The 26,090-nt window shown below is 52.5% G+C and carries 15 protein-coding genes, 2 tRNA genes, 3 rRNA genes and 1 riboswitch; of the genes, 15 read left to right on the top strand and 5 right to left on the bottom strand.

What is annotated here, in order from left to right:
* Positions 1-34: 34 nt before the first annotated feature.
* Both ppc and argE read right to left on the bottom strand, forming a co-directional pair.
* Positions 35-2,686 (bottom strand): phosphoenolpyruvate carboxylase, encoded by a 2,652-nt coding sequence (gene ppc, locus HV350_RS23505; protein ID WP_016157932.1) that lies wholly within the window; start codon positions 2,684-2,686, stop codon positions 35-37.
* A gap of 343 nt (positions 2,687-3,029) precedes the next feature.
* On the bottom strand, positions 3,030-4,181 hold the full coding sequence (argE, locus tag HV350_RS23500; RefSeq protein WP_181629412.1) for an acetylornithine deacetylase: 1,152 nt from the start codon (positions 4,179-4,181) through the stop codon (positions 3,030-3,032).
* Between the two features lie 155 nt (positions 4,182-4,336).
* On the opposite strand from argE, the gene argC reads away from it, so the two are divergent.
* From argC to argH, 3 genes are all read left to right on the top strand, one after another.
* A complete protein-coding gene (gene argC, locus HV350_RS23495) occupies positions 4,337-5,341 on the top strand; it encodes an N-acetyl-gamma-glutamyl-phosphate reductase (RefSeq protein ID WP_016155287.1) in 1,005 nt (334 codons plus the stop codon).
* 10 nt (positions 5,342-5,351) lie between these two features.
* Positions 5,352-6,125 carry an acetylglutamate kinase gene (argB, locus tag HV350_RS23490; RefSeq protein WP_016155288.1) on the top strand — a complete coding sequence of 258 codons (774 nt, stop codon included), beginning with the start codon at positions 5,352-5,354 and terminating at the stop codon, positions 6,123-6,125.
* A gap of 116 nt (positions 6,126-6,241) precedes the next feature.
* Positions 6,242-7,615 (top strand): argininosuccinate lyase, encoded by a 1,374-nt coding sequence (gene argH, locus HV350_RS23485; RefSeq protein WP_049040576.1) that lies wholly within the window; start codon positions 6,242-6,244, stop codon positions 7,613-7,615.
* A 56-nt stretch (positions 7,616-7,671) separates the two neighbouring features.
* Here the strand turns inward: argH and HV350_RS23480 are convergent, their stop codons facing one another.
* The gene (locus HV350_RS23480) at positions 7,672-10,116 is read right to left on the bottom strand and encodes a glycosyl hydrolase family 18 protein (RefSeq protein WP_181629410.1); all 2,445 of its coding nucleotides are present in this window, start codon (positions 10,114-10,116) and stop codon (positions 7,672-7,674) included.
* Between the two features lie 482 nt (positions 10,117-10,598).
* On the opposite strand from HV350_RS23480, the gene oxyR reads away from it, so the two are divergent.
* On the top strand, positions 10,599-11,516 hold the full coding sequence (gene oxyR / locus HV350_RS23475; RefSeq protein ID WP_003028858.1) for a DNA-binding transcriptional regulator OxyR: 918 nt from the start codon (positions 10,599-10,601) through the stop codon (positions 11,514-11,516).
* Here the strand turns inward: oxyR and sthA are convergent.
* On the bottom strand, positions 11,499-12,899 hold the full coding sequence (gene sthA / locus HV350_RS23470) for a Si-specific NAD(P)(+) transhydrogenase (protein ID WP_016155291.1): 1,401 nt from the start codon (positions 12,897-12,899) through the stop codon (positions 11,499-11,501). The genes oxyR and sthA overlap by 18 nt on opposite strands.
* A 191-nt stretch (positions 12,900-13,090) precedes the next feature.
* Here sthA and fabR point away from each other — a divergent pair, with 191 nt between their 5' ends.
* Together fabR and HV350_RS23460 are read left to right on the top strand one after the other, a co-directional pair.
* Entirely contained in the window at positions 13,091-13,726 is a 636-nt protein-coding gene (fabR, locus tag HV350_RS23465; RefSeq protein ID WP_003028862.1) for an HTH-type transcriptional repressor FabR, read from the top strand.
* A 15-nt stretch (positions 13,727-13,741) separates the two neighbouring features.
* On the top strand, positions 13,742-14,101 hold the full coding sequence (locus HV350_RS23460; protein ID WP_016155292.1) for a YijD family membrane protein: 360 nt from the start codon (positions 13,742-13,744) through the stop codon (positions 14,099-14,101).
* 45 nt (positions 14,102-14,146) lie between these two features.
* Here HV350_RS23460 and trmA read toward each other — a convergent pair whose 3' ends face one another.
* A complete protein-coding gene (gene trmA, locus HV350_RS23455) occupies positions 14,147-15,247 on the bottom strand; it encodes a tRNA (uridine(54)-C5)-methyltransferase TrmA (RefSeq protein WP_181629409.1) in 1,101 nt (366 codons plus the stop codon).
* 115 nt (positions 15,248-15,362) lie between these two features.
* A riboswitch (cobalamin riboswitch) is annotated at positions 15,363-15,550 on the top strand.
* A gap of 64 nt (positions 15,551-15,614) precedes the next feature.
* On the opposite strand from trmA, the gene btuB reads away from it, so the two are divergent.
* The 9 genes from btuB to birA all read left to right on the top strand — a co-directional run bounded on the left by btuB (position 15,615) and on the right by birA (position 26,063).
* Positions 15,615-17,453, top strand: a complete 1,839-nt coding sequence (btuB, locus tag HV350_RS23450) for a TonB-dependent vitamin B12 receptor BtuB (RefSeq protein ID WP_103848124.1) — start codon at positions 15,615-15,617, stop codon at positions 17,451-17,453.
* Positions 17,398-18,249 (top strand): glutamate racemase, encoded by an 852-nt coding sequence (gene murI / locus HV350_RS23445; RefSeq protein ID WP_046276418.1) that lies wholly within the window; start codon positions 17,398-17,400, stop codon positions 18,247-18,249. Before btuB ends, murI begins: the two co-directional genes overlap by 56 nt.
* 375 nt (positions 18,250-18,624) lie before the next feature.
* Positions 18,625-20,166 (top strand): 16S ribosomal RNA (locus HV350_RS23440).
* A gap of 71 nt (positions 20,167-20,237) precedes the next feature.
* Positions 20,238-20,314 (top strand) — tRNA-Ile (locus tag HV350_RS23435).
* A gap of 108 nt (positions 20,315-20,422) precedes the next feature.
* Positions 20,423-20,498 (top strand) — tRNA-Ala (locus tag HV350_RS23430).
* Positions 20,499-20,706: 208 nt separating this feature from the next.
* Positions 20,707-23,613 (top strand): 23S ribosomal RNA (locus tag HV350_RS23425).
* Between the two features lie 95 nt (positions 23,614-23,708).
* A 5S ribosomal RNA gene (gene rrf, locus HV350_RS23420) occupies positions 23,709-23,824 on the top strand.
* Together the 16S, 23S and 5S rRNA genes with 2 tRNA genes alongside form the textbook arrangement of a ribosomal RNA operon.
* A 251-nt stretch (positions 23,825-24,075) precedes the next feature.
* Positions 24,076-25,104, top strand: coding sequence for a UDP-N-acetylmuramate dehydrogenase (gene murB / locus HV350_RS23415; protein ID WP_047414898.1), 1,029 nt, complete (start codon positions 24,076-24,078; stop codon positions 25,102-25,104).
* A complete protein-coding gene (gene birA / locus HV350_RS23410; protein ID WP_047498825.1) occupies positions 25,101-26,063 on the top strand; it encodes a bifunctional biotin--[acetyl-CoA-carboxylase] ligase/biotin operon repressor BirA in 963 nt (320 codons plus the stop codon). Before murB ends, birA begins: the two co-directional genes overlap by 4 nt.
* Positions 26,064-26,090 lie beyond the last annotated feature (27 nt).

Here is a 26,090-nt window from a genome sequence, read left to right as displayed (position 1 = left end):
TCGTACAATAGCACGAAGGCGACGAGGGGGGACGTTAGCCTGTATTACGCATGCCGGCTGCGACACCAGCGATTGTCACCATCAGCGCTTGTTCAACGCGCGGATCCGGTGCATTGCCTTGCTCTTCCGCCAGGCGTGAGCGGTGTAACAGCTCAGCCTGTAAGACATTCAGCGGGTCAGTATAAATATTTCTTAACTGAATGGACTCGGCAATCCACGGCAGGTCGGCCATCAAATGTGAGTCGTTGGCAATCGCCAGCACGACATCGATATCGGCTTCCAGGCGCTGACGCAGCTCTTCACCCAGCGGCCACAGTTCTTTTTTGACCAGGCGCTGATCGTAGTATTCTGCCAGCCACAGGTCTGCTTTGGCGAAAACCATTTCCAGCATGCCAAGACGTGTGGAGAAGAATGGCCAGTCGCGGCACATTGCTTCGAGTTCGCTTTGCTTACCGTCTTCAACCACTTTTTGCAGTGCGGTGCCTGCACCCAGCCACGCCGGGAGCATCAGGCGGTTCTGCGTCCAGGCAAAGATCCACGGAATGGCGCGCAGAGACTCTACCCCGCCGGTTGGGCGACGTTTTGCCGGACGTGAACCGAGCGGTAATTTACCCAGTTCCTGCTCTGGCGTTGCGGAGCGGAAGTAGGGGACGAAGTCTTTGTTTTCACGCACATATCCACGATAGAGCTCACAGGAAATATCGGAAAGCTCATCCATGATATGACGCCAGTTATCTTTCGGCTCTGGCGGCGGTAACAGGTTGGCTTCCAGAATTGCTGCGGTATACAGCGACAGGCTGCTGATGGTCACTTCCGGCAGGCCGTACTTAAAGCGGATCATCTCCCCTTGTTCTGTCACGCGCAGACCGCCTTTCAGGCTGCCGGGTGGTTGAGAGAGCAGCGCCGCATGAGCAGGCGCGCCACCGCGACCAATGGAGCCACCGCGACCATGGAACAGCGTCAGTTCGATACCGGCTTTTTCGCAGGTTTTGATCAACGCGTCCTGCGCCTGATATTGCGCCCAGGAGGCCGCCATCACGCCTGCATCTTTTGCGGAGTCAGAGTAGCCAATCATGACCATCTGTTTGCCCTGAATAAAGCCACGGTACCAGTCAATGTTCAGGAGCTGGGACATGACGTCATCGGCGTTGTTGAGGTCGTCCAGCGTTTCAAACAGCGGGGCAACCGGCATAGCAAAACCGATACCGGCTTCTTTCAGTAGCAGATGTACGGCCAGTACATCCGATGGCGTTTTCGCCATTGAGATAACATAGGCGGCAATGGAGCCATATGGGGCTTCGGCAATGACCCGGCAGGTGTCGAGCACTTCGCGGGTGTCGTTGCTCGGCTCCCAGTTACGTGGGAGCAGCGGACGCTTGGAGTTCAGCTCGCGGATCAGGAAAGCCTGTTTATCCGCTTCCGACCAGTTTTCGTAGTCGCCAATGCCCAGATAACGGGTCAGTTCGCCAAGGGCTTCAGTGTGACGGGTGCTTTCCTGACGAATATCAATACGTACCAGCGGTACGCCGAAACATTTCACGCGGCGTAGGGTATCGAGCAATTCGCCATTGGCGATAATGCCCATGCCACAGGCCTGCAGAGACTGATAGCACGCATATAGCGGGTCCCAGAGCTGTTCGTTTTGGGTGAGAAGTCCCGCAGGTTTCGGTAATTTCTCGCCTTTCAGACGGGCTTCCAGCCAGGCCTGGGTTGCCATCAGACGTGAACGCAGGGTTTTCATCAGATAACGGTAAGGTTCTGCTGCGCCTTCTTCGCCCACCAGCGCCAACAGTTCCGGTGTAGCATCCACCATCGACAGCTCAGAAATCAGAAACTGAATGTCTTTCAGGAACAGATCGGTCGCTTTCCAGCGGCTGAGTAGCAGCACGTGACGGGTGATATCCGCCGTTACGTTCGGGTTGCCATCGCGGTCGCCGCCCATCCAGGAGGTAAAGCGAACCGGGACAAAATCAACGGGCAGCTTATAGCCCAGATGCTCTTCCAGTTGTTCGTTCAGCTCGCGCAGATAATTTGGTACGCCTTCCCACAGGCTATTTTCAACCACCGCGAAGCCCCATTTGGCTTCATCAACCGGGCTTGGGCGCAGCTTGCGGATTTCATCCGTATGCCAGGACTGGGCAATCAACTGGCGCAGACGGCGCATCAGCTGATGGCGCTCGTAATCGACGAGGTCTTTGTTATCAAGTTGCTTGAGACAGGCGTTCACTTCACCCATTTTATGGATCAGCGTACGGCGGGTGATCTCGGTTGGGTGGGCGGTGAGAACCAGCTCCAGGGAGAGAGATTCGACGGCTTTTTTGATGGTGGCTTCATCGAGGTTGGGCTGCTCTTTCAGTTTACGCAGAGTGCGAGCAATCACTTCCGGGTTGCTGGCTGCTTCGCCTTTTGGCGAAATGCTGTGGTACTGCTCGGCGGTGTTGGCCAGGTTCAGAAACTGGCTAAACGCGCGGGCAACCGGCAGCAGCTCGTCGTTAGACAGGTTTTGCAGCGTAGTGAGCAGCTCCTGGCGATTGACTTCATTGCCGGCGCGGGATGATTTGGACAACTTACGGATTGTTTCTACGCGGTCAAGAATGTTCTCTCCCAGCGCATCCTTGATGGTCTCCCCCAGCACTTTGCCGAGCATACTGACATTACTACGCAACGCGGAATATTGTTCGTTCATATTAACCCAGACACCCCATCTTTAATTTATGCGTCCTGTATCTTTCGCGTGACATCGGCGTTGGCTGCGCTTGCCCATCTGGTCACTTACTTATGTAAGCTCCTTGTATGAGCTCGCTTGCCGCCTTGCTGTGACACGAAATCTCTCGGACTTTGTATGTTAGCCGTCTTTTATAAAGCCACGTAAAAGTCGTGACGTCAATTGCTGCGAAATCGGTTCAGCAAACGAAAAAATGGCGGGAATTTACGTTATTTAATTCACATCGAATCAAATAAGCTTTGCTTATGGAAATGTTAATAAATCGCCTCGCTTACCACTAAAGGGTTGGCGAGGCGATAAGCGGTTAATGCCAGCAGAAATGATGCACAACCTGGGTGATCAATTCGCGGGTTGGCTTAATAAAACGAGTTTCCAGATACTCATCCGGCTGATGCGCCTGATTAATGGAGCCAGGCCCTAACACCAGCGTCGGGCAAAGCGTCTGGATAAACGGCGCTTCGGTGCAGTAGTTCACCACTTCAGTCTGTGCGCCCAGCAGTTTCTCAACCACTTGTACCAGTTGATGATCCGGCGGGCACTCATAGCCTGGAATTGGCGGATGCAGCTCCGACACCGTCAGGCGACCCGGCCAGCGCTCGCTGACCGGGGCCAGCGCGTCGTTAAGTAAGCCATTGAGATCGTTAAGCGTCATGCCGGGCAGTGGGCGAATATCCATATGCAGCTCGCAGCAGGCGCAGATTCGGTTGGCGGCGTCACCGCCGTGGATGTGACCCAAATTTAATGTCGGATACGGGACGGTAAAAGCATCATGGTGATAGCGCTCTTTCAGATCATCGCGCAGATTCATGATATGGCCGATGACATCATGCATCAATTCAATGGCATTCACGCCACGAGCCGGATCGCTCGAGTGACCCGATTGTCCCAAAATGCGAATCGCATTAGAGATATGACCTTTGTGCGCGCGGACAGGTTGCAAAGAAGTGGGTTCGCCAATGATCGCGCAGTCCGGGCGTAAAGCGGTGGTTTCAGAGAAATAACGCGCTCCCGCCATGCTGGTCTCTTCATCGGCAGTGGCCAGAATGTACAGGGGCTTTTTCAGTTGAGTGACGTCGACGTCACGCAGCGCGTCGAGGATAAAGGCGAAGAAGCCTTTCATATCTGCCGTACCCAAACCGTAGAGCTTATTGTCATGCTCGGTCAGGGTGAACGGATCGCGCGTCCAGCGTCCGTCGTCAAAGGGGACGGTATCGGTATGGCCCGCCAACAACAAACCACCGGCTCCCTGTCCAATGCTTGCCAGCATATTGAATTTATTGCGCGTGTCGGGAACCGGCTGGACCTCCACATTAAAGCCCAAATCTTTGAACCAGCCCGCCAGCAGAGTGATTAAACCTGCATTACTTTGGTCGAGCGCTTCTTCGGTGGCGCTAATCGACGGCATGGCAATCAGAGCGCGGTATATCTCGATAAATGGCGGTAAATTGTTTTTCATTGTTGACACACCTCGGGTCATGATAGTATCAATATTCATGCAGTATTTGTGAATAAAAATACATTAACGTTGAGCGTAATAAAACCCACCAAGTGTAAGGTGAGGTGATAAAGGCTTATATCTGGCAACAGAATCTAAGAAGGTGAGCAGCCCCGATGTTGAATACGCTGATTGTGGGCGCCAGTGGCTATGCCGGCGCAGAGCTTGTGACCTATGTAAATCGCCATCCTGATATGACCATAACCGCTTTGACCGTCTCAGCGCAAAGCAATGATGCAGGAAAATTAATCTCCGATTTGCATCCGCAGTTGAAAGGCATTGTCGATTTACCGTTACAGCCAATGTCAGATATCAGCGAGTTTAGCGCAGGGGTGGACGTTGTGTTCCTCGCAACGGCGCATGAGGTGAGCCATGACCTGGCCCCGCAGTTTTTGCAGGCCGGATGCGTGGTGTTTGACCTCTCGGGCGCGTTTCGCGTAAACGACGGCGCGTTCTATGAAAAATATTACGGCTTTACCCATCAGCATCCCGACCTGCTGGAGCAGGCGGTTTATGGACTGGCGGAGTGGAGCGCAGACCAACTGAAAGACGCGAATTTGATTGCCGTGCCGGGTTGCTACCCGACGGCGGCGCAGCTGTCGCTGAAACCACTGATTGATGCCGGGCTGCTGGATCTCAGCCAGTGGCCCGTAATTAACGCCACCAGCGGCGTGAGCGGCGCGGGACGTAAGGCGGCTATTTCCAACAGCTTTTGTGAGGTGAGCCTGCAGCCGTATGGCGTGTTTACCCATCGCCATCAGCCGGAAATCGCTACTCACCTTGGTGCGGAGGTGATCTTCACCCCGCATCTGGGCAACTTCCCGCGCGGAATTCTGGAAACCATCACCTGCCGTTTGCAAGCGGGCGTAACCCATGCGCAGGTGGCTCAAACGTTGCAACAGGCGTATGGCGATAAGCCACTGGTGCGTCTGTATGACAAAGGCGTTCCGGCGCTGAAGAACGTGGTTGGCTTACCGTTCTGTGATATCGGGTTTGCCGTACAGGGTGAGCACCTGATCGTGGTGGCAACTGAAGACAACTTATTGAAAGGCGCGGCGGCACAGGCGATGCAGTGCGCAAATATTCGTTTTGGCTTTGCTGAAACGCAGTCTCTTATTTAAGGGTGCAACGATGAATCCATTAATTATCAAGCTGGGCGGCGTTTTACTGGATAGCGAAGAGGCGCTGGAGCGTCTGTTTACCGCACTGGTGAATTATCGTGAGTCGCACCAGCGACCGCTGGTCATTGTGCACGGTGGCGGCTGCGTGGTTGACGATCTTATGAAGCAGCTGAACCTGCCGGTGAAAAAGAAAAATGGTCTGCGCGTCACGCCAGCCGATCAAATTGACATTATTACCGGTGCCCTGGCGGGAACAGCGAATAAAACCTTACTGGCCTGGGCGAAAAAGCACCACATCGCATCCGTGGGTCTGTATCTTGGTGATGGCGATAGCGTAAAAGTGACGCCGCTCGATAAAGCGCTGGGTCATGTTGGACTGGCGCAGCCGGGTTCGCCTAAGCTGATTAACACACTGCTGGAAGGCGGTTTTCTGCCGGTAGTTAGCTCCATTGGCGTTACTGAAGACGGACTGCTGATGAACGTTAATGCCGATCAGGCGGCAACGGCGCTGGCGGCAACGCTGGGTGCGGATCTGATCCTGCTCTCTGACGTAAGCGGTATTCTGGATGGTAAAGGCCAGCGTATTGCCGAAATGACCGCCGCGAAAGCGGAACAACTGATTGAACAAGGTATTATTACTGACGGCATGATCGTGAAGGTCAATGCGGCGCTGGATGCCGCGCGCACGCTGGGTCGCCCTGTGGATATTGCCTCCTGGCGTCATGCCGAGCAACTTCCGGCGCTGTTTAACGGCATGCCAATTGGCACGCGGATTTTAGCGTAAACTATTTTGTACCCGATGGCGGTTACGCCTTATCGGGCCTACGTGAACCGAACCTGTACGCCGGATAAGCTAAGCGCCATCCGGCGTTGAAATTCAAGATATTAAGGAAGCAAGTTATGGCACTTTGGGGTGGGCGTTTTACACAGGCAGCAGATCAGCGGTTCAAACAGTTCAACGACTCGTTGCGTTTTGACTACCGCCTGGCAGAACAGGATATTGTCGGCTCTGTGGCCTGGTCTAAAGCGCTGGTAACGGTCGGCGTACTGACTGCCGATGAACAACTGCAATTGGAAGAGGCGCTGAACACTCTGCTGGAAGAGGTTCGCGTTAATCCGCAGCAGATCCTGCAAAGCGATGCCGAAGATATTCATAGCTGGGTGGAAGGTAAGCTGATTGATAAAGTCGGCCAGCTTGGTAAAAAACTGCATACCGGACGTAGCCGTAATGACCAGGTCGCGACCGATCTTAAACTGTGGTGTAAAGACACGGTTATTGAATTACTGTCGGCCAACCGTCAGCTGCAAAGTGCGCTGGTGGTGACGGCAGAGAATAACCAGGACGCCGTCATGCCGGGTTACACCCACCTGCAACGTGCGCAGCCGGTGACGTTTGCTCATTGGTGTCTGGCCTATGTCGAAATGTTGGCGCGTGACGAGAGCCGTCTGCAGGATTCGCTCAAGCGTCTGGACGTCAGTCCACTGGGCTGCGGCGCGCTGGCGGGTACGGCGTATGAAATCGATCGCGAGCAGCTGGCCGGTTGGCTGGGCTTTGCCTCGGCGACGCGTAACAGTCTGGACAGTGTTTCTGACCGTGACCACGTGTTGGAGTTACTCTCCAACGCCTCTATCGGCATGGTGCACCTGTCGCGTTTTGCTGAAGACCTGATTTTCTTTAATACCGGCGAAGCGGGCTTTGTCGAGCTGTCCGATCGTGTAACTTCGGGTTCATCTCTGATGCCGCAGAAGAAAAACCCGGATGCGCTGGAGCTGATCCGTGGCAAATGCGGTCGCGTGCAGGGTGCGCTGACCGGCATGATGATGACCTTAAAAGGTCTCCCGTTGGCGTACAACAAAGATATGCAGGAAGACAAAGAAGGGCTGTTCGATGCGCTCGACACCTGGCTGGACTGTCTGCATATGGCTGCGCTGGTACTGGATGGCATTCAGGTGAAACGTCCGCGTTGTCAGGAAGCGGCGCAGCAGGGTTATGCTAACGCCACCGAGTTGGCGGATTATCTGGTAGCAAAAGGCGTCCCGTTCCGCGAAGCACACCATATTGTGGGTGAGACGGTGGTCGAGGCGATTCGTCAGGGCAAACCGCTGGAAGCGCTGTCGCTTGCCGACTTACAAAAGTTCAGTCAGGTGATTGGCGATGACGTTTATCCGATCCTCTCGTTGCAATCGTGCCTGGATAAACGTGCGGCGAAAGGCGGCGTGTCGCCACAGCAGGTGGCGCAGGCGATCGACTACGCGAAGGCGCGGCTGGTGTAAAAAAAAAGAACCCCGTCGCTGTGAGCAGACGGGGTTCTGACTTTATGCGAAAAGGATTATTTCAGCATATCTTTCGTAACAACCAGTTTGGCGACGGTTGCCGGATTCGGTGTAACACGTTCAACGACAATGGTTTCACCTTCGGAGATGTCTCTTTCATCAGACGTTACCGTGGTGATATCTCCTGCTGCTTTGACAGAGCTGTAATAGCATTTACCGTTGTCACAACTGAAGATGTAGTTACCGTTTTTCGCGTCGCCCATCACTTTCACGACCCACGCAGAACCGTTCGCTGCTTTCCAGCCCAGCGCTTTGGCGTCAAAATCAACAACCACATTCGGTACGCCGTTGATTTTTTTAACCGTCAACGATTTCACTTCACCGGCATCCTTGACCGGATTGTTACCTTCCTGCATATCCCTCGTCACAGTGAGCTGTGCCAGGACTTCAGGATTCGGATTGGTACGTTTAACGGTGATCACTTTTCCTGGCGCTAACATGTAGGACATGCCACCGGTCCGTACCGTGCTTTGCGTACCGTAGTTAGAACGGTAGCTGTAGTAGACACTGTTGCCAGAGGTAGAGAAGGCATATTTACCATCCACATCTACCGAGTAACTGTTACTGCCGCTCAGCTTGCTGGTATCGAAATTTACATTGATGCGCTGCTGACCATCAAAAACATCGATATAAACCGCTTTCACATCACCGGCAAGATCGGTAGACGCTTCATCTGCGGAATTGTCATGCGTAAACGGCGCAAATACCTGGCTGTATGCGTACATCGGTGCCTGCTGTGCGGTCATGCCGCTGTGTTCCGGGCTGACCTGCTTCGCCACGCCCGGCTGATCGCGCGTCATCGACCACGCGCCAATCATGCCGAGGTTGCGTTTTTTCGCGTCGTCCATCACCAGTTTCGCATCGGACAGATAGAACACTTCGCCCTGTACATCGTTGTAACCGATCATCGGGGTGGTGCCCATCATGGCGTTGATCTCTTTGTCAGATTTCTCTGGCCAGATTTTTTTCAACTGGGTGAACATGTTGTCGATGGCGGACGTGGCGCATTTACCGTGGATGTTCTGCCCTTCGGTACCGTCTGACTGGCAGACGGCATTACCGTAGTCCATGGTCATTACGTTAATACCAGCCAGCTCAACGCCGACATGGCGCGCATTTTCCAGCACATACAGACCTTCAGCCGTCAGACCGGTCGGCAGAATCGGCAGGGTGTACCAGATACCGACTTTGCGACCTTCCTCTTTCCACTGAGCCTGAACCTCTTTTACTGCCTGGTTGCGGCGATCGATGGAATCCTGATCGGCCACCCATGTGCCTTCGATGTCAAAATCCAGCACGTTCAGGTTCAGGTTATCAACAATGTCGTAGTAGAGTTTTTGCAGATCTTTCACATTCTTACAGGCAGCCGCCAGCGGGGAGTTATTCGCTCCGCCAATGGAAACCATCACATCGCCACCAGCTTCACGCAGCGCTTTTATTTTGCTGTACTGTGAGTAATCCTGCAGATTATAGGCCGTACCCCAGGTTGGGATGCACTGCTCGCCACTTTTCGCGACGACAAACGCCATGGTGAAGTGGGTAATGTTTTGCTCTTTCGCCAGTTTCGCCAGATCCGGAATGCTGTTCAGGCTAAAGTCGACGTATGGTGCATAAACGTGGGCAGGCCATGGATTCTTCGGCGTCCCTACGCGCTCTTTGGTGCCAGTCCAGTTGGTATAAATCGCCCATGGGTTTTTATCATACGGCATAACGCCTTTGACTTTCGTCTGAGCGACATAAGGTATCCCTTTGTACACCGCCAGTTTGCCAGCTTCGTAAAGCGCAATGGAGTTGATCTGTGGGGCATTATTAAATTGTTCTTGGGTGAATTCGACCGTTGGGCCTAATGGTTTCCACGGACGGCCATTGGTGCTGGTCGGGTTCTGGTTACCTGCAATAGAAGGGTTTTCACCAACGGTATAGTACAGTGCTTCATAAGACTGGCCGTCAACTTTGACCTCATCCCCTTTGTTGTAAACCTGGCTGGAACGCCAGTCGGGGACTGGCGTATAGAGTTTCCACGGATTGTCGGCACCTGGGGTAAAGGAATAAGCCGGAACAGGGATTGCCGCTTCATATGTCACATCCTTATAAACGACAATATCATCTTCGGCATAATCTTTTTCGGCGCTGAAGGCGTCGTGGGCGACCGGCGTGGCGCTGCCCGCATCACAGGTCGTTGGGTTGCCGTATTGGTCTATTTCCGCTTTTGTGGCATCGCGCACATAACCCCACGGATTATCCCAGTTTTCAGCGGACGCGCCCTGTGGGCAATTATCGGCATTTACATACCAGCGGTTACTATAAACTTTACTGTCAAAAATAACTTCAATGGTGTTTCCACCTGCCTGACCGCTCCAGGCTTCCAGAGCGAATGCGTTTGCGGCGCACGACATCAGGCCTGCCGCGAGAAAATATCGCGAAATAGTATTGAGTTTCATAAAAGATTCCATTCGATAAATATTAGAAAAATATGGGTGAATGTACTCTAAGTAATTAGAGTGGCGAAGAAACGAGTGTTCTTGCGATTTGCCATATATTGAATATCGCGCGGTTATTATTTATGAACCTGACAGGGCGTCAAATATATAAATGATACAAAATGTTTTTGATTATTTTAATTTAATATGGTTTTAATTTAAATAATCGGATGAGAATATGTAATTTATATTTTGTATATATTTTTTTGAATGTGTTCGCGCCGGGCGCAAAAAAAATGCGGACTCAAGGTCCGCAAAAGTTCACGTTGGCTTTAGTTATTTCGAGTATGAGAGAAACTCTCAAAACGGACAGTAGCTTCAAGGGTTAAAGGGGTACCGTTCCGTTTCTGTGGTGCATTATTAAACAGAAAGCTTGATAGGGATAATCGTTCGTTGCTATTCTACCTATCGCTACGAACTATCGTGGCGATGGAGGATGAATAATGAATATTCGTGATCTTGAATACCTGGTGGCGCTAGCCGAACATCGTCACTTCCGACGAGCGGCAGACTCCTGTCACGTTAGTCAGCCAACGCTGAGCGGACAGATCCGCAAGCTGGAAGATGAGCTTGGCGTCATGCTGCTGGAGCGTACGAGTCGCAAAGTGCTGTTCACTCAGGCAGGTTTACTGCTGGTGGATCAGGCGCGCACCGTGCTGCGCGAGGTCAAAGTGCTCAAGGAGATGGCAAGCCAACAAGGCGAGACAATGTCTGGACCGCTGCATATTGGTTTGATCCCAACGGTGGGGCCATACCTGCTGCCGCATATTATTCCTATGTTGCACCAGACCTTCCCAAAACTGGAAATGTATCTCCATGAGGCGCAGACGCATCAGCTGTTGGCGCAACTGGATAGCGGTAAGCTCGACTGCGTCATTCTGGCGCTGGTGAAAGAGAGTGAGGCGTTCATCGAAGTACCGTTATTTGATGAGCCTATGCTGCTGGCGATCTATGAAGATCACCCATGGGCAAACCGCGACTGTGTGCCGATGTCCGATCTGGCGGGTGAGAAACTGCTGATGCTAGAGGATGGCCACTGCCTGCGCGATCAGGCGATGGGCTTCTGCTTTGAAGCGGGTGCTGATGAGGATACTCATTTCCGGGCGACCAGTCTGGAAACGCTGCGTAACATGGTGGCGGCAGGCAGCGGTATTACCTTACTGCCTGCGCTGGCCGTGCCGCCGGAGCGTAAGCGTGATGGCGTTGTCTATCTGCCCTGCATCAAGCCTGAACCGCGCCGTACGATTGGCCTGGTGTATCGTCCAGGTTCGCCGCTGCGCAGCCGTTATGAACAGCTGGCAGAGGCCATCCGTGGGTCAATGGATGGCCATTTCGACAGTGCGTTAAAACAGGCGGTTTAAGCCATTTAGCGCTGCTACCCGATAGGCTTCCGCCATGGTTGGGTAGTTAAAGGTGGTGTTAACGAAGTATTCGATGGTGTTACCACCACCTTTTTGCTCCATTATCGCCTGACCGATGTGAATAATTTCGGCCGCGCGTTCCCCAAAGCAGTGGATCCCCAGAATCTCTTTCGTTTCGCGATGGAACAGGATCTTCAGCGTTCCGACACTCATACCCACGATTTGCGCACGTGCCAGATGTTTAAACTGGGCGCGGCCAACCTCGTATGGAACTTTCATGGCCGTAAGCTGCTGCTCGGTTTTCCCGACGGAGCTGATTTCCGGAATGGTATAAATCCCGGTCGGGATATCTTCGATCAGATGCGCGGTAGCTTCGCCTTTTACTAATGCCTGGGCGGCAATGCGTCCCTGATCGTAGGCCGCCGATGCCAGACTCGGATAGCCGATCACATCTCCTACGGCATACACGTGCGGCAGCGCCGTCTGGTACATGCTGTTGACCTTCAACTGTCCGCGGCTGTCGGTTTTCAGCCCAATATTTTCCAGCGCCAGCGAATCGGTATTCCCGGTACGGCCATTGGCGTACAACAGGCAGTCGGCTTTCAGTTTCTTACCGGATTTCAGATGCATGATGACGCCGTCATCGCAACCTTCAATCTTCTCGTACTCTTCGTTGTGGCGAATGACCACACCGCTGTTCCAGAAGTGGTAAGAGAGCGAGTCGGACATCTCTTGATCGAGGAACGCAAGCAGACGATCGCGGGTGTTGATTAAATCGACTTTGACGTCCATTCCACGGAAGATCGACGCATATTCGCAGCCAATTACTCCCGCGCCATAAATCAAAACATGGCGGGGTTCATGGTGCAGGCTCAGGATAGAGTCGCTGTCATAAACCCGGGGATGGGAAAAGTCGACATCCACCGGATGATAGGGGCGTGAACCACAGGCGATGATGAACTTATCCGCGGTCAGCGTTTCCACCGTGCCGTCGTGGCATTCAAGGGCGAGTGTGTGTTCATCAACAAAACGGGCATTTCCCTGCAAAATTTCACAGTGGTTGCGCTCGTAAAATCCTTGCCGCATACGCGTTTGCTGATTAATAACGTTATCAGCGTGGTTGAGAATATCGGCGAAAGAAGAACGAAGGAGTCGGGAGTGGTCGCTGTAAAGTGGGTTCTGATTGAATTCAATAATACGGCTGACGGCGTGGCGGAGGGCTTTCGACGGGATGGTCCCCCAGTGGGTACAGCCTCCGCCGACGTTATGATAGCGCTCAATCACCGCGACGCGCGCTCCTTGCTTAACCAGACCCATTGCAGCGCCTTCGCCGCCGGGACCGGAACCTATTACTATTGCATCGTAATCGTAGGAATGTGACATGGTCAGGCTTACCTGTTCTTATACATAAAAGCAACAGAATAGTAACATCGTTGTCGGGATAACCCAATTATCGTTGTGCTTTTTTGCGAACCCGAAGCACAAACTGCGCGTAAACAATCATTCACAAAGCCATGCCAACCGCCTAATCTCTGGTATAGTGCCAGCAAGGTATGTGGAAGGATTCAGACATCGTGATGGGCGTTAGAGCGCAACAAAAAGAAAAAACCCGGCGTTCGCTGGTAGAAGCCGCATTTAGTCAACTCAGCGCTGAGCGTAGTTTTGCCAGCCTCAGTTTACGCGAAGTCGCTCGTGAAGCGGGCATTGCGCCAACCTCGTTTTATCGCCATTTCCGCGATGTGGATGAACTCGGCCTGACGATGGTGGATGAGAGTGGTTTGATGCTGCGTCAGTTGATGCGTCAGGCGCGTCAGCGTATCGCGAAGGGCGGGAGTGTGATCCGCACCTCGGTCTCAACATTTATGGAGTTCATCGGCAACAATCCCAACGCCTTCCGTTTATTATTGCGCGAGCGTTCGGGAACCTCCGCAGCGTTTCGCGCAGCGGTTGCTCGTGAAATTCAGCACTTCATTGCGGAACTTGCGGACTATCTCGAACTCGAAAACCATATGCCTCGTGCGTTTACTGAAGCGCAGGCCGAAGCCATGGTCACCATTGTGTTCAGCGCCGGGGCAGAAGCACTGGATGTTGGCGCCGAGCAGCGTCGACAGCTGGAAGAACGGCTGGTATTGCAACTGCGCATGATCGCGAAGGGCGCATTTTATTGGTATCGCCGTGAACAAGAGAAGATGACGCATCACTCCGAGTAACGAGAAGGACGAGCAATGAAACAGTCAGGTCAAGATAAAGGTACGCTGCTGCTGGCGCTGGTTGCTGGCTTATCGATCAATGGCACATTTGCGGCGCTGTTTAGCTCCATTGTGCCATTCTCAGTATTCCCAATTATTTCGCTGGTGCTGACGGTTTATTGTCTGCATCAACGCTATCAAAACCGCACCATGCCTGTGGGGTTACCGGGCCTGGCCGCCGCCTGTTTTATTCTCGGCGTTCTGTTGTACAGCACTGTGGTGCGCGCTGAATATCCGGATATTGGCTCAAACTTCTTCCCAGCGGTTCTGTCGGTGATTCTGGTGTTCTGGATCGGCTTTAAAGTGCGTAACCGTAGACAGGAAATCGTGGAGTAATATTTGTAGGCCGGGCAAGCGAAGCGCCCCCGGCCAGGACATCATTTACTTGGCGGTCAGTAATACTCCGCACTCCATATGGTGCGTATACGGGAACTGATCGAACAGAGCCAGGCGTGAAACATTGTGCGTCTGGCTTAACGTTTCCAGGTTCTTACACAATGTCTCTGGGTTACAGGAGATGTACAGAATTCGCGGGTACGCCTGCACCATTTTCTTTGTTTCGCTGTCCAGACCGCTGCGCGGTGGATCAACGAAAATGGTTTCACACTGGTAACTCTTCAGATCGATTCCCTGCAAACGGTTGAACTCACGAACCCCGTTCATCGCCTGAGTAAACTCTTCGGCCGCCATGCGGATAATTTGTACGTTATCAATATGGTTAGCCGCAATGTTGTATTGCGCAGCAGCCACGGACGGCTTAGCGATTTCAGTGGCCAGCACGCGGTTGAAGTTTTGTGCGAGGGCTAACGAGAAATTGCCATTGCCGCAGTACAGCTCAAGCAGGTCGCCTTTTGATCCCCTGGTGACATCAATCGCCCATTCCAGCATCTGAATATTCATGGCGGCATTCGGCTGGGTGAAGCTGTTCTCAACCTGGCGGTAGATAATCTCTTTACCCGCAACCGGCAAGCGTTCGTCAATGTAATCCTGGTCCAGCTCGATTTTGGTTTTGGTTGCCCGGCCAATCAGATGCACGTTCAGGTTTTGCGCCCGTAACGCATCCCGCAGCGCTTCAGCTTCCTGACGCCATTCATCATCCAGCTTTTTATGGTACAGCATCGATATCACCGCCTGATCGCTCAGGGTAGTGAGGTAATCAATCTGGAACAGTTTGTGGCGCAGGACGTGGTTGTTGCGAACGCCGTCGATCATTGCCGCCATCAGCGTGTTGATAAGCTCGCTGGCCGCCGGGAAACTGTCGACGCGGATACGGCTTTTGGTCTGGCTGTCAAACATGATGTGGTACAGATCATCCCCGTCATGCCACAGACGAAATTCCGCGCGCATACGGTAGTGGCTGACCGGCGAGCGAAACACTTCCGGAGCCTGTGCATAAAATGGCGTCATTAAGCTCTGCAGACGCACTACTTTTTCAGCTAACTGGGCGTCGTACTGTTCTGTCGGAAGGTGTTCGGGGGTCATGATGCGTCCTGAAAAATAAAAGTACGCGGGGATTGTAGGGATTGCTCAACAGATGTCCAGTCATTGATGATTTCCGATATTGTGATGCACGGTCTGGACACCAGGTTGTAACAAACTGTAGCATCCGTTTTCCGGTCCTGTGAGTTAAAAGGGAATCCAGTGTGAATCTGGAGCTGACGCGCAGCGGTAAGGAAGGTAGGAGATGATCGCACTTGGTGCAGACACTGCGGCTTGCCGTGGGAAGTCATCATCTCTTTAAGTTGCCTCCAAGCCCGAAGACCTGCCGGCTAACGTCGCATCTGGTTTTCATCATCGCGTACTATCGGTGGGACCTGCGGCATCCTTCTTATATTGTGGATGCTTTACAATGATTAAAAAAGCTTCGCTGCTGACGGCGCTCTCCGTCACGGCATTTTCTGGTTGGGCGCAGGACACTAGCCCAGATACTCTCGTCGTCACTGCCAACCGTTTTCAGCAGCCTCGTAGCGCTGTACTTGCCCCTATCACCGTTGTTACGCGTCAGGATATCGATCGCTGGCAATCCACTTCCGTCAATGATGTGCTTCGTCGCCTGCCGGGCGTGGATATCGCCCAATACGGTGGTATGGGACAAAATTCGTCTATTTCTATTCGCGGCACCAACGCCAGCCATGTGCTGGTGTTGATTGACGGCGTGCGTCTGAACCTGGCAGGGGTTAGCGGCGCAGCCGATCTTAGCCAGTTCCCAGTCTCGTTAGTGCAACGTATCGAATACATTCGTGGGCCGCGTTCGGCGGTTTATGGTTCTGATGCGATTGGCGGTGTGGTGAATATCATTACCACGCGTGAAAAGCCGGGGACGGAACTCACTGCCGGTGTGGGGAGCAATGGGTATCAGAATTATGATGTCTCAACCCAACAACAGCTTGGCGAAAATACGCGCGTCACATTAATGGGCGATTATGCCTATACCAAAGGTTTTGATGTTGTCGCATACGGTAGCACTGGCTCTCAGGCTCAGCCCGACAAAGACGGTTTCTTAAGTAAGACGCTGTATGGCGCGCTGGAACATAACTTTTCCGATACATGGAGCGGGTTTGTTCGCGGCTACGGCTATGATAACCGAACAGATTATGACGCGTATTATTATCCTGGGACGCCGTTAGTGGATACCCGTCAGCTCTATAGCCAAAGCTGGGATGCCGGGCTGCGCTTTAATGGCGAGCTTATCCAGTCACAACTGGTTTCCAGCTATAGCCATAGTAAAGATTACAACTATGATCCGGATTATGGCCGCTATGACTCCTCGGCCACACTGGATGATATGAAGCAATATAATGTTCAGTGGTCCAACAGTATGGTGCTTGGTCACGGTAACGTAGGCGCAGGCGTTGACTGGCAAAAGCAAACCACGACGCCTGGCACCGGGTATGTCACGGACGGTTACGATCAGCGTAATACGGGTCTCTACCTGACCGGGTTGCAGCAACTGGGCGACTTTACCTTTGAAGGTGCGGCGCGCAGTGATGATAACTCCGAGTTTGGCCGTCATGGCACATGGCAGACCAGCGCCGGATGGGAGTTTATTGAAGGCTATCGCTTTATTGCGTCCTACGGTACATCTTACAAAGCGCCTAATCTCGGACAGTTGCATGGTTATTACGGCAATTCGAACCTGGATCCTGAACAAAGTAAGCAATGGGAAGGGGCGTTTGAAGGCTTAACGGCGGGCGTGAACTGGCGTGTATCCGGATATCGTAATGATATTGACGACATGATCGATTACGACCCGCATACCGAGAAATACTTTAACGAAGGTAAAGTTCGTATTAAAGGTGTGGAAGCGACCGCAAACTTTGATACCGGGCCGTTGGCACATACGCTGAGCTACGATTATGTCGATTCGCGCAATGCGATTACGGACAAGCCGCTCGCACGGCGTTCTAAAAACCAGGTGAAGTACCAGCTCGACTGGCAGGTTTATGATTTTGACTGGGGCCTGACGTATCATTACCTGGGAACGCGTTATGACACTGACTACGTAACCTACCAGCCGGTAAAAATGGGTGGGGTTAGCCTGTGGGATCTTGGCGTGTCATATCCAATCACCTCACAGCTGACAGTTCGTGGTAAAATCGCCAACCTGTTCGATAAAGATTACGAGACAGTTTATGGCTACGCAACTGCAGGACGGGAATACACCTTGTCTGGCAGCTACACTTTCTGATCCGCGTCCCACCGTGCTGGTGTTTGATTCCGGCGTCGGTGGGTTGTCGGTCTATGACGAGATCCGGCGTCTTCTGCCGGATCTCCACTATATATACGCTTTCGACAACGTCGCCTTTCCTTATGGAGAGAAGAGCGAGGAGTTTATCGTCGAACGTGTTGTTGAGATTGTGACTGCGGTCCAGCAGCGCTATCCCCTCTCTCTTGCGGTCATCGCATGTAATACAGCAAGCACGGTATCTCTCCCTGCATTACGTGAGAAATTTGCCTTTCCGGTTGTGGGCGTGGTGCCTGCTATTAAACCGGCGGCGCGACTCACGGCGAATGGTGTGGTGGGACTGCTGGCTACGCGTGCAACGGTGAAGCGTTCATATACCCATGAGTTGATTGCACGGTTTGCTAACGAATGTCAGATAGCGATGCTGGGTTCCGCTGAGCTGGTGGAACTGGCGGAAGCGAAGCTGCACGGTGAAACCATTTCTCTGGAAGAACTGCGTCGTGTCCTGCGCCCTTGGCTGCGGATGTCGGAACCACCTGACACAGTGGTGCTCGGATGCACCCATTTCCCTCTATTACGGGAAGAACTTTTACAGGTCCTGCCCGAGGGGACGCGGCTGGTGGATTCTGGTGCCGCGATTGCGCGTCGTACGGCCTGGTTATTAGAACATGAAGCGCCAGACGCGAAATCAACTGATGAGAATGTCGCATTCTGCATGGCAATGACGGCAGAAGCCGAACAATTATTGCCCGTGCTGCAGCGTTATGGCTTTAAGACGCTCGAAAAACTGGCTGTTTAGGCTGTTTTGGTGGAAAAATAGGCACTCGGAAGATTATTTTAAATTTCCCCTTGTCAGCCTGAAATAACTCCCTATAATGCGCCTCCACTGACACGGAACAACGGATTACAAACCGCCGGGTCAGCGGGGTTCCACTGAGGATCTCGCAGAGAAAAGCAAAAATAAATGCTTGACTCTGAATGAGGAAAACGTAATATACGGGACCTCGCGACAGAGCGCTAAAGCGCGTCGCAACTGCTCTTTAACAATTTATCAGACAATCTGTGTGGGCACTCGAAGATACGGATTCTTAACGTCGCAAGACGAAAAATGAATACCAAGTCTCTGAGTGAACACGTAATTCATTACGAAGTTTAATTCACGAGCATCAAACTTAAATTGAAGAGTTTGATCATGGCTCAGATTGAACGCTGGCGGCAGGCCTAACACATGCAAGTCGAACGGTAGCACAGAGGAGCTTGCTCCTTGGGTGACGAGTGGCGGACGGGTGAGTAATGTCTGGGAAACTGCCCGATGGAGGGGGATAACTACTGGAAACGGTAGCTAATACCGCATAACGTCGCAAGACCAAAGAGGGGGACCTTCGGGCCTCTTGCCATCGGATGTGCCCAGATGGGATTAGCTAGTAGGTGGGGTAACGGCTCACCTAGGCGACGATCCCTAGCTGGTCTGAGAGGATGACCAGCCACACTGGAACTGAGACACGGTCCAGACTCCTACGGGAGGCAGCAGTGGGGAATATTGCACAATGGGCGCAAGCCTGATGCAGCCATGCCGCGTGTATGAAGAAGGCCTTCGGGTTGTAAAGTACTTTCAGCGAGGAGGAAGGTGTTGTGGTTAATAACCGCAGCAATTGACGTTACTCGCAGAAGAAGCACCGGCTAACTCCGTGCCAGCAGCCGCGGTAATACGGAGGGTGCAAGCGTTAATCGGAATTACTGGGCGTAAAGCGCACGCAGGCGGTCTGTCAAGTCGGATGTGAAATCCCCGGGCTCAACCTGGGAACTGCATCCGAAACTGGCAGGCTAGAGTCTTGTAGAGGGGGGTAGAATTCCAGGTGTAGCGGTGAAATGCGTAGAGATCTGGAGGAATACCGGTGGCGAAGGCGGCCCCCTGGACAAAGACTGACGCTCAGGTGCGAAAGCGTGGGGAGCAAACAGGATTAGATACCCTGGTAGTCCACGCCGTAAACGATGTCGACTTGGAGGTTGTGCCCTTGAGGCGTGGCTTCCGGAGCTAACGCGTTAAGTCGACCGCCTGGGGAGTACGGCCGCAAGGTTAAAACTCAAATGAATTGACGGGGGCCCGCACAAGCGGTGGAGCATGTGGTTTAATTCGATGCAACGCGAAGAACCTTACCTACTCTTGACATCCAGAGAACTTAGCAGAGATGCTTTGGTGCCTTCGGGAACTCTGAGACAGGTGCTGCATGGCTGTCGTCAGCTCGTGTTGTGAAATGTTGGGTTAAGTCCCGCAACGAGCGCAACCCTTATCCTTTGTTGCCAGCGGTTCGGCCGGGAACTCAAAGGAGACTGCCAGTGATAAACTGGAGGAAGGTGGGGATGACGTCAAGTCATCATGGCCCTTACGAGTAGGGCTACACACGTGCTACAATGGCATATACAAAGAGAAGCGACCTCGCGAGAGCAAGCGGACCTCATAAAGTATGTCGTAGTCCGGATTGGAGTCTGCAACTCGACTCCATGAAGTCGGAATCGCTAGTAATCGTGGATCAGAATGCCACGGTGAATACGTTCCCGGGCCTTGTACACACCGCCCGTCACACCATGGGAGTGGGTTGCAAAAGAAGTAGGTAGCTTAACCTTCGGGAGGGCGCTTACCACTTTGTGATTCATGACTGGGGTGAAGTCGTAACAAGGTAACCGTAGGGGAACCTGCGGTTGGATCACCTCCTTACCTTAAAGAAACGTTCTTTGTAGTGCTCACACAGATTGTCTGATGAAAATTAGCAGTAAGAAAATCTCTGCAGGCTTGTAGCTCAGGTGGTTAGAGCGCACCCCTGATAAGGGTGAGGTCGGTGGTTCAAGTCCACTCAGGCCTACCAAATTCGCCTCCGTGCTGTGTTACGGCGATGCTCGCATACTTCAGTATGCTTCGCACCACCGCGCCTTGCCCGGAAACGAATTAGGGTACAGAGATTAGCATTTACGATGGGGTTATAGCTCAGCTGGGAGAGCGCCTGCCTTGCACGCAGGAGGTCTGCGGTTCGATCCCGCATAGCTCCACCATCCTTTACTGCAAAAAAACAAGAAAACTTCAGAGTGTACCTGAAAAGGTTCACTGCGAAGTTTTGCTCTTTAAAAATCTGGATCAAGCTGAAAATTGAAACGACACACTGTTTCATTTCTCCGTAAACAAGAAATGAAAAGCGGTGTGTCCGAGTCTCTCAAATTTTCGCAACACTGAAGTGTTTTACGAAACATCTTCGGGTTGTGAGGTTAAGCGACTAAGCGTACACGGTGGATGCCCTGGCAGTCAGAGGCGATGAAGGACGTGCTAATCTGCGATAAGCGTCGGTAAGGTGATATGAACCGTTATAACCGGCGATTTCCGAATGGGGAAACCCAGTGTGATTCGTCACACTATCATTACGTGAATACATAGCGTAATGAAGCGAACCGGGGGAACTGAAACATCTAAGTACCCCGAGGAAAAGAAATCAACCGAGATTCCCCCAGTAGCGGCGAGCGAACGGGGAGCAGCCCAGAGTCTGAATCAGCATGTGTGGTAGTGGAACGGTCTGGAAAGTCCGGCGATACAGGGTGATAGTCCCGTACACAAAAGTGCATGTGTTGTGAACTCGAAGAGTAGGGCGGGACACGTGGTATCCTGTCTGAATATGGGGGGACCATCCTCCAAGGCTAAATACTCCTGACTGACCGATAGTGAACCAGTACCGTGAGGGAAAGGCGAAAAGAACCCCGGCGAGGGGAGTGAAAAAGAACCTGAAACCGTGTACGTACAAGCAGTGGGAGCCTCTTTATGGGGTGACTGCGTACCTTTTGTATAATGGGTCAGCGACTTATATTCTGTAGCAAGGTTAACCGAATAGGGGAGCCGAAGGGAAACCGAGTCTTAACTGGGCGTTAAGTTGCAGGGTATAGACCCGAAACCCGGTGATCTAGCCATGGGCAGGTTGAAGGTTGGGTAACACTAACTGGAGGACCGAACCGACTAATGTTGAAAAATTAGCGGATGACTTGTGGCTGGGGGTGAAAGGCCAATCAAACCGGGAGATAGCTGGTTCTCCCCGAAAGCTATTTAGGTAGCGCCTCGTGAATTCATCTTCGGGGGTAGAGCACTGTTTCGGCTAGGGGGTCATCCCGACTTACCAACCCGATGCAAACTGCGAATACCGAAGAATGTTATCACGGGAGACACACGGCGGGTGCTAACGTCCGTCGTGAAGAGGGAAACAACCCAGACCGCCAGCTAAGGTCCCAAAGTCATGGTTAAGTGGGAAACGATGTGGGAAGGCACAGACAGCCAGGATGTTGGCTTAGAAGCAGCCATCATTTAAAGAAAGCGTAATAGCTCACTGGTCGAGTCGGCCTGCGCGGAAGATGTAACGGGGCTAAACCATGCACCGAAGCTGCGGCAGCGACACTATGTGTTGTTGGGTAGGGGAGCGTTCTGTAAGCCGTTGAAGGTGTGCTGTGAGGCATGCTGGAGGTATCAGAAGTGCGAATGCTGACATAAGTAACGATAATGCGGGTGAAAAACCCGCACGCCGGAAGACCAAGGGTTCCTGTCCAACGTTAATCGGGGCAGGGTGAGTCGACCCCTAAGGCGAGGCCGAAAGGCGTAGTCGATGGGAAACAGGTTAATATTCCTGTACTTGGTGTTACTGCGAGGGGGGGACGGAGAAGGCTATGTTAGCCGGGCGACGGTTGTCCCGGTTTAAGCATGTAGGCGGAGATTCCAGGTAAATCCGGAGTCTTGTTAACGCTGAGGTGTGATGACGAGGCACTACGGTGCTGAAGTAACAAATGCCCTGCTTCCAGGAAAAGCCTCTAAGCATCAGGTAACACGAAATCGTACCCCAAACCGACACAGGTGGTCAGGTAGAGAATACCAAGGCGCTTGAGAGAACTCGGGTGAAGGAACTAGGCAAAATGGTGCCGTAACTTCGGGAGAAGGCACGCTGATATGTAGGTGAAGTGATTTACTCATGGAGCTGAAATCAGTCGAAGATACCAGCTGGCTGCAACTGTTTATTAAAAACACAGCACTGTGCAAACACGAAAGTGGACGTATACGGTGTGACGCCTGCCCGGTGCCGGAAGGTTAATTGATGGGGTTATCCGTAAGGAGAAGCTCTTGATCGAAGCCCCGGTAAACGGCGGCCGTAACTATAACGGTCCTAAGGTAGCGAAATTCCTTGTCGGGTAAGTTCCGACCTGCACGAATGGCGTAATGATGGCCAGGCTGTCTCCACCCGAGACTCAGTGAAATTGAACTCGCTGTGAAGATGCAGTGTACCCGCGGCAAGACGGAAAGACCCCGTGAACCTTTACTATAGCTTGACACTGAACACTGGTCCTTGATGTGTAGGATAGGTGGGAGGCTTTGAAGTGTGGACGCCAGTCTGCATGGAGCCAACCTTGAAATACCACCCTTTAATGGCTGGTGTTCTAACGTAGACCCGTAATCCGGGTTGCGGACAGTGTCTGGTGGGTAGTTTGACTGGGGCGGTCTCCTCCTAAAGAGTAACGGAGGAGCACGAAGGTTAGCTAATCCTGGTCGGACATCAGGAGGTTAGTGCAAAGGCATAAGCTAGCTTGACTGCGAGAGTGACGGCTCGAGCAGGTGCGAAAGCAGGTCTTAGTGATCCGGTGGTTCTGAATGGAAGGGCCATCGCTCAACGGATAAAAGGTACTCCGGGGATAACAGGCTGATACCGCCCAAGAGTTCATATCGACGGCGGTGTTTGGCACCTCGATGTCGGCTCATCACATCCTGGGGCTGAAGTAGGTCCCAAGGGTATGGCTGTTCGCCATTTAAAGTGGTACGCGAGCTGGGTTTAGAACGTCGTGAGACAGTTCGGTCCCTATCTGCCGTGGGCGCTGGAGAATTGAGGGGGGCTGCTCCTAGTACGAGAGGACCGGAGTGGACGCATCACTGGTGTTCGGGTTGTCATGCCAATGGCATTGCCCGGTAGCTAAATGCGGAAGAGATAAGTGCTGAAAGCATCTAAGCACGAAACTTGCCCCGAGATGAGTTCTCCCTGACCCTTTAAGGGTCCTGAAGGAACGTTGAAGACGACGACGTTGATAGGTCGGGTGTGTAAGCGTAGCGATACGTTGAGCTAACCGATACTAATGAACCGTGAGGCTTAACCTTACAACGCCGAAGATGTTTTGGCGAAAGAGACATCATTTTCAGTTTGATACAGATTACATCGACAGACCGAGAGGTGTGTTGATAGACAGAATTTGCCTGGCGGCTGTAGCGCGGTGGTCCCACCTGACCCCATGCCGAACTCAGAAGTGAAACGCCGTAGCGCCGATGGTAGTGTGGGGTCTCCCCATGCGAGAGTAGGGAACTGCCAGGCATCAAATAAGTGAAGAAGCCCATCCTGCCGGATGGGCTTTTTTGCGTCTGCAGGGAATGAGAACTGCCGGATGTGACCCCCCGCCTTATCCGGTCAGCGTCTGTTATTACCGGATACGGCGCCTGTAAACCTTATTCTGCCTGTGATTGCAGCCTCATCGGTTGCAAAGCAACATCCTAAGCTTCCATAACACAAGCCATCCTGCAGCATATACGGTAAACTAAGCGCGATTTTGCATCAGGAAAGCGTCTATGAATCACTCCCTTAAAGCCTGGAACACCTTCGGTATCGATCAACAAGCTAATGTGCTTGTCTGTGCCGAAAATGAGCAACAACTACTAAATGCCTGGCAATCAGCCAATGCATCACATCATCCAGTGCTAATCCTGGGTGAAGGGAGTAACGTCCTGTTTCTTGATGCCTTCCATGGAACGGTGATCGTCAACCGTATCAAGGGAATAGCGATTACAGAACAACCTGATGCGTGGCATTTGCACGTAGGCGCGGGTGAAAACTGGCATCATCTGGTAGAGCATACGCTGCAGCAAAGCATGCCCGGACTGGAAAATCTGGCGCTGATCCCCGGCTGCGTGGGTTCATCGCCGATCCAGAATATTGGTGCCTATGGCGTAGAACTGCGGCGCGTCTGTGAATACGTGGACTGCGTAGAGCTTTCGACCGGCAAACATCTGCGCGTTAGCGCCGCAGAATGCCGATTTGGTTACCGTGACAGTATCTTCAAACATGAGTATCAGGATCGTTTTGCGATTGTAGCTGTTGGTCTGCGCTTACCTAAACAGTGGCAACCCGTTCTCACATACGGTGACCTGACGCGTCTTGATCCTGCCACGGTAACGCCTCGGCAGGTTTTTGATTCTGTTTGCCATATGCGCACCACAAAACTGCCCGATCCAAAAGTAAACGGGAATGCGGGGAGTTTCTTTAAAAACCCGGTTGTCACCGCGGACATTGCGCAGGAGCTCTTGGTGAAATTCCCGACTGCACCTCATTACCCGCAGGCTGATGGCTCTGTGAAACTGGCTGCTGGCTGGCTTATCGATCAATGTCAGCTAAAAGGCATGCGCATTGGTGGCGCAGCGGTACATCAGCAGCAGGCACTGGTGCTGATCAATGCAGGCCATGCTACGAGTCAGGATGTGGTGCAACTGGCGCATCACGTACGCCAAAAAGTCGGTGAGAAATTCAATGTCTGGCTTGAACCGGAAGTCCGGTTTATTGGCCCACTGGGTGAAGTGAATGCCGTGGAGATCGTTGCATGAAGGATAATACCGTCCCCCTGACGCTTATTTCATTATTAGCCGATGGCGAATTTCACTCTGGTGAGCAACTCGGTGAAAAGCTGGGAATGAGCCGTGCGGCAATCAATAAACATGTCCAGACGCTACGTGACTGGGGTGTTGATGTATTTACTGTCCCTGGTAAAGGATACAGCTTACCTGAACCTATCCAGCTATTAGATTCATCACTTATTTATTCTCAGCTGGATGGCGGGAATATAACGGTCCTGCCGGTTATCGACTCAACCAATCAGTACCTGATGGATCGAATTGGTCAACTGGAGTCAGGGGACGCCTGCGTCGCTGAGTATCAGCAGGCCGGTCGTGGTCGTCGTGGACGTAAATGGTTCTCTCCCTTTGGCGCCAATCTGTACCTTTCAATGTTCTGGCGACTGGAACAAGGACCGGCAGCCGCGATTGGCCTGAGCCTGGTGATTGGTATTGTCATGGCTGAGGTTTTACGCGATCTGGGCGCGGATAAAGTACGTGTTAAATGGCCGAACGACCTCTATTTGCTCGACCGTAAACTGGCAGGGATCCTGGTTGAACTCACCGGAAAAACGGGCGATGCCGCACAGATTGTTATTGGGGCGGGTATAAACATGTCCATGCGTCGTGTTGAGGAGAATGTGGTTAATCAAGGCTGGATTAATCTGCAGGAGGCGGGTATTACCATTGACCGCAATACTCTGGCTGCCCGACTGATCCGCGAGCTGCGCGCTGCCCTGGTACTGTTTGAGCATGAGGGCCTGGCGCCGTATTTGTCCCGCTGGAGGGCGCTGGATAACTTTATCGACCGTCCCGTTAAACTCATTATTGGTGATAAAGAAATATTTGGCGTATCTCGTGGAATAGATGCGCAAGGTGCATTACTACTCGAACAAAATGGCGTGATAAAACCCTGGATGGGTGGGGAAATATCGCTTAGAAGCGCTGAATAATAAGAAGGGGAGCTATGGCTCCCCTTT

Origin of the sequence: Citrobacter sp. RHBSTW-01013, from assembly GCF_013781985.1 — a bacterium.
GTDB classification, from domain to species: domain Bacteria; phylum Pseudomonadota; class Gammaproteobacteria; order Enterobacterales; family Enterobacteriaceae; genus Citrobacter; species Citrobacter braakii.
Note: the sequence above shows the minus strand (reverse complement) of the source record. Positions and strands in the feature narration are given on the sequence as shown.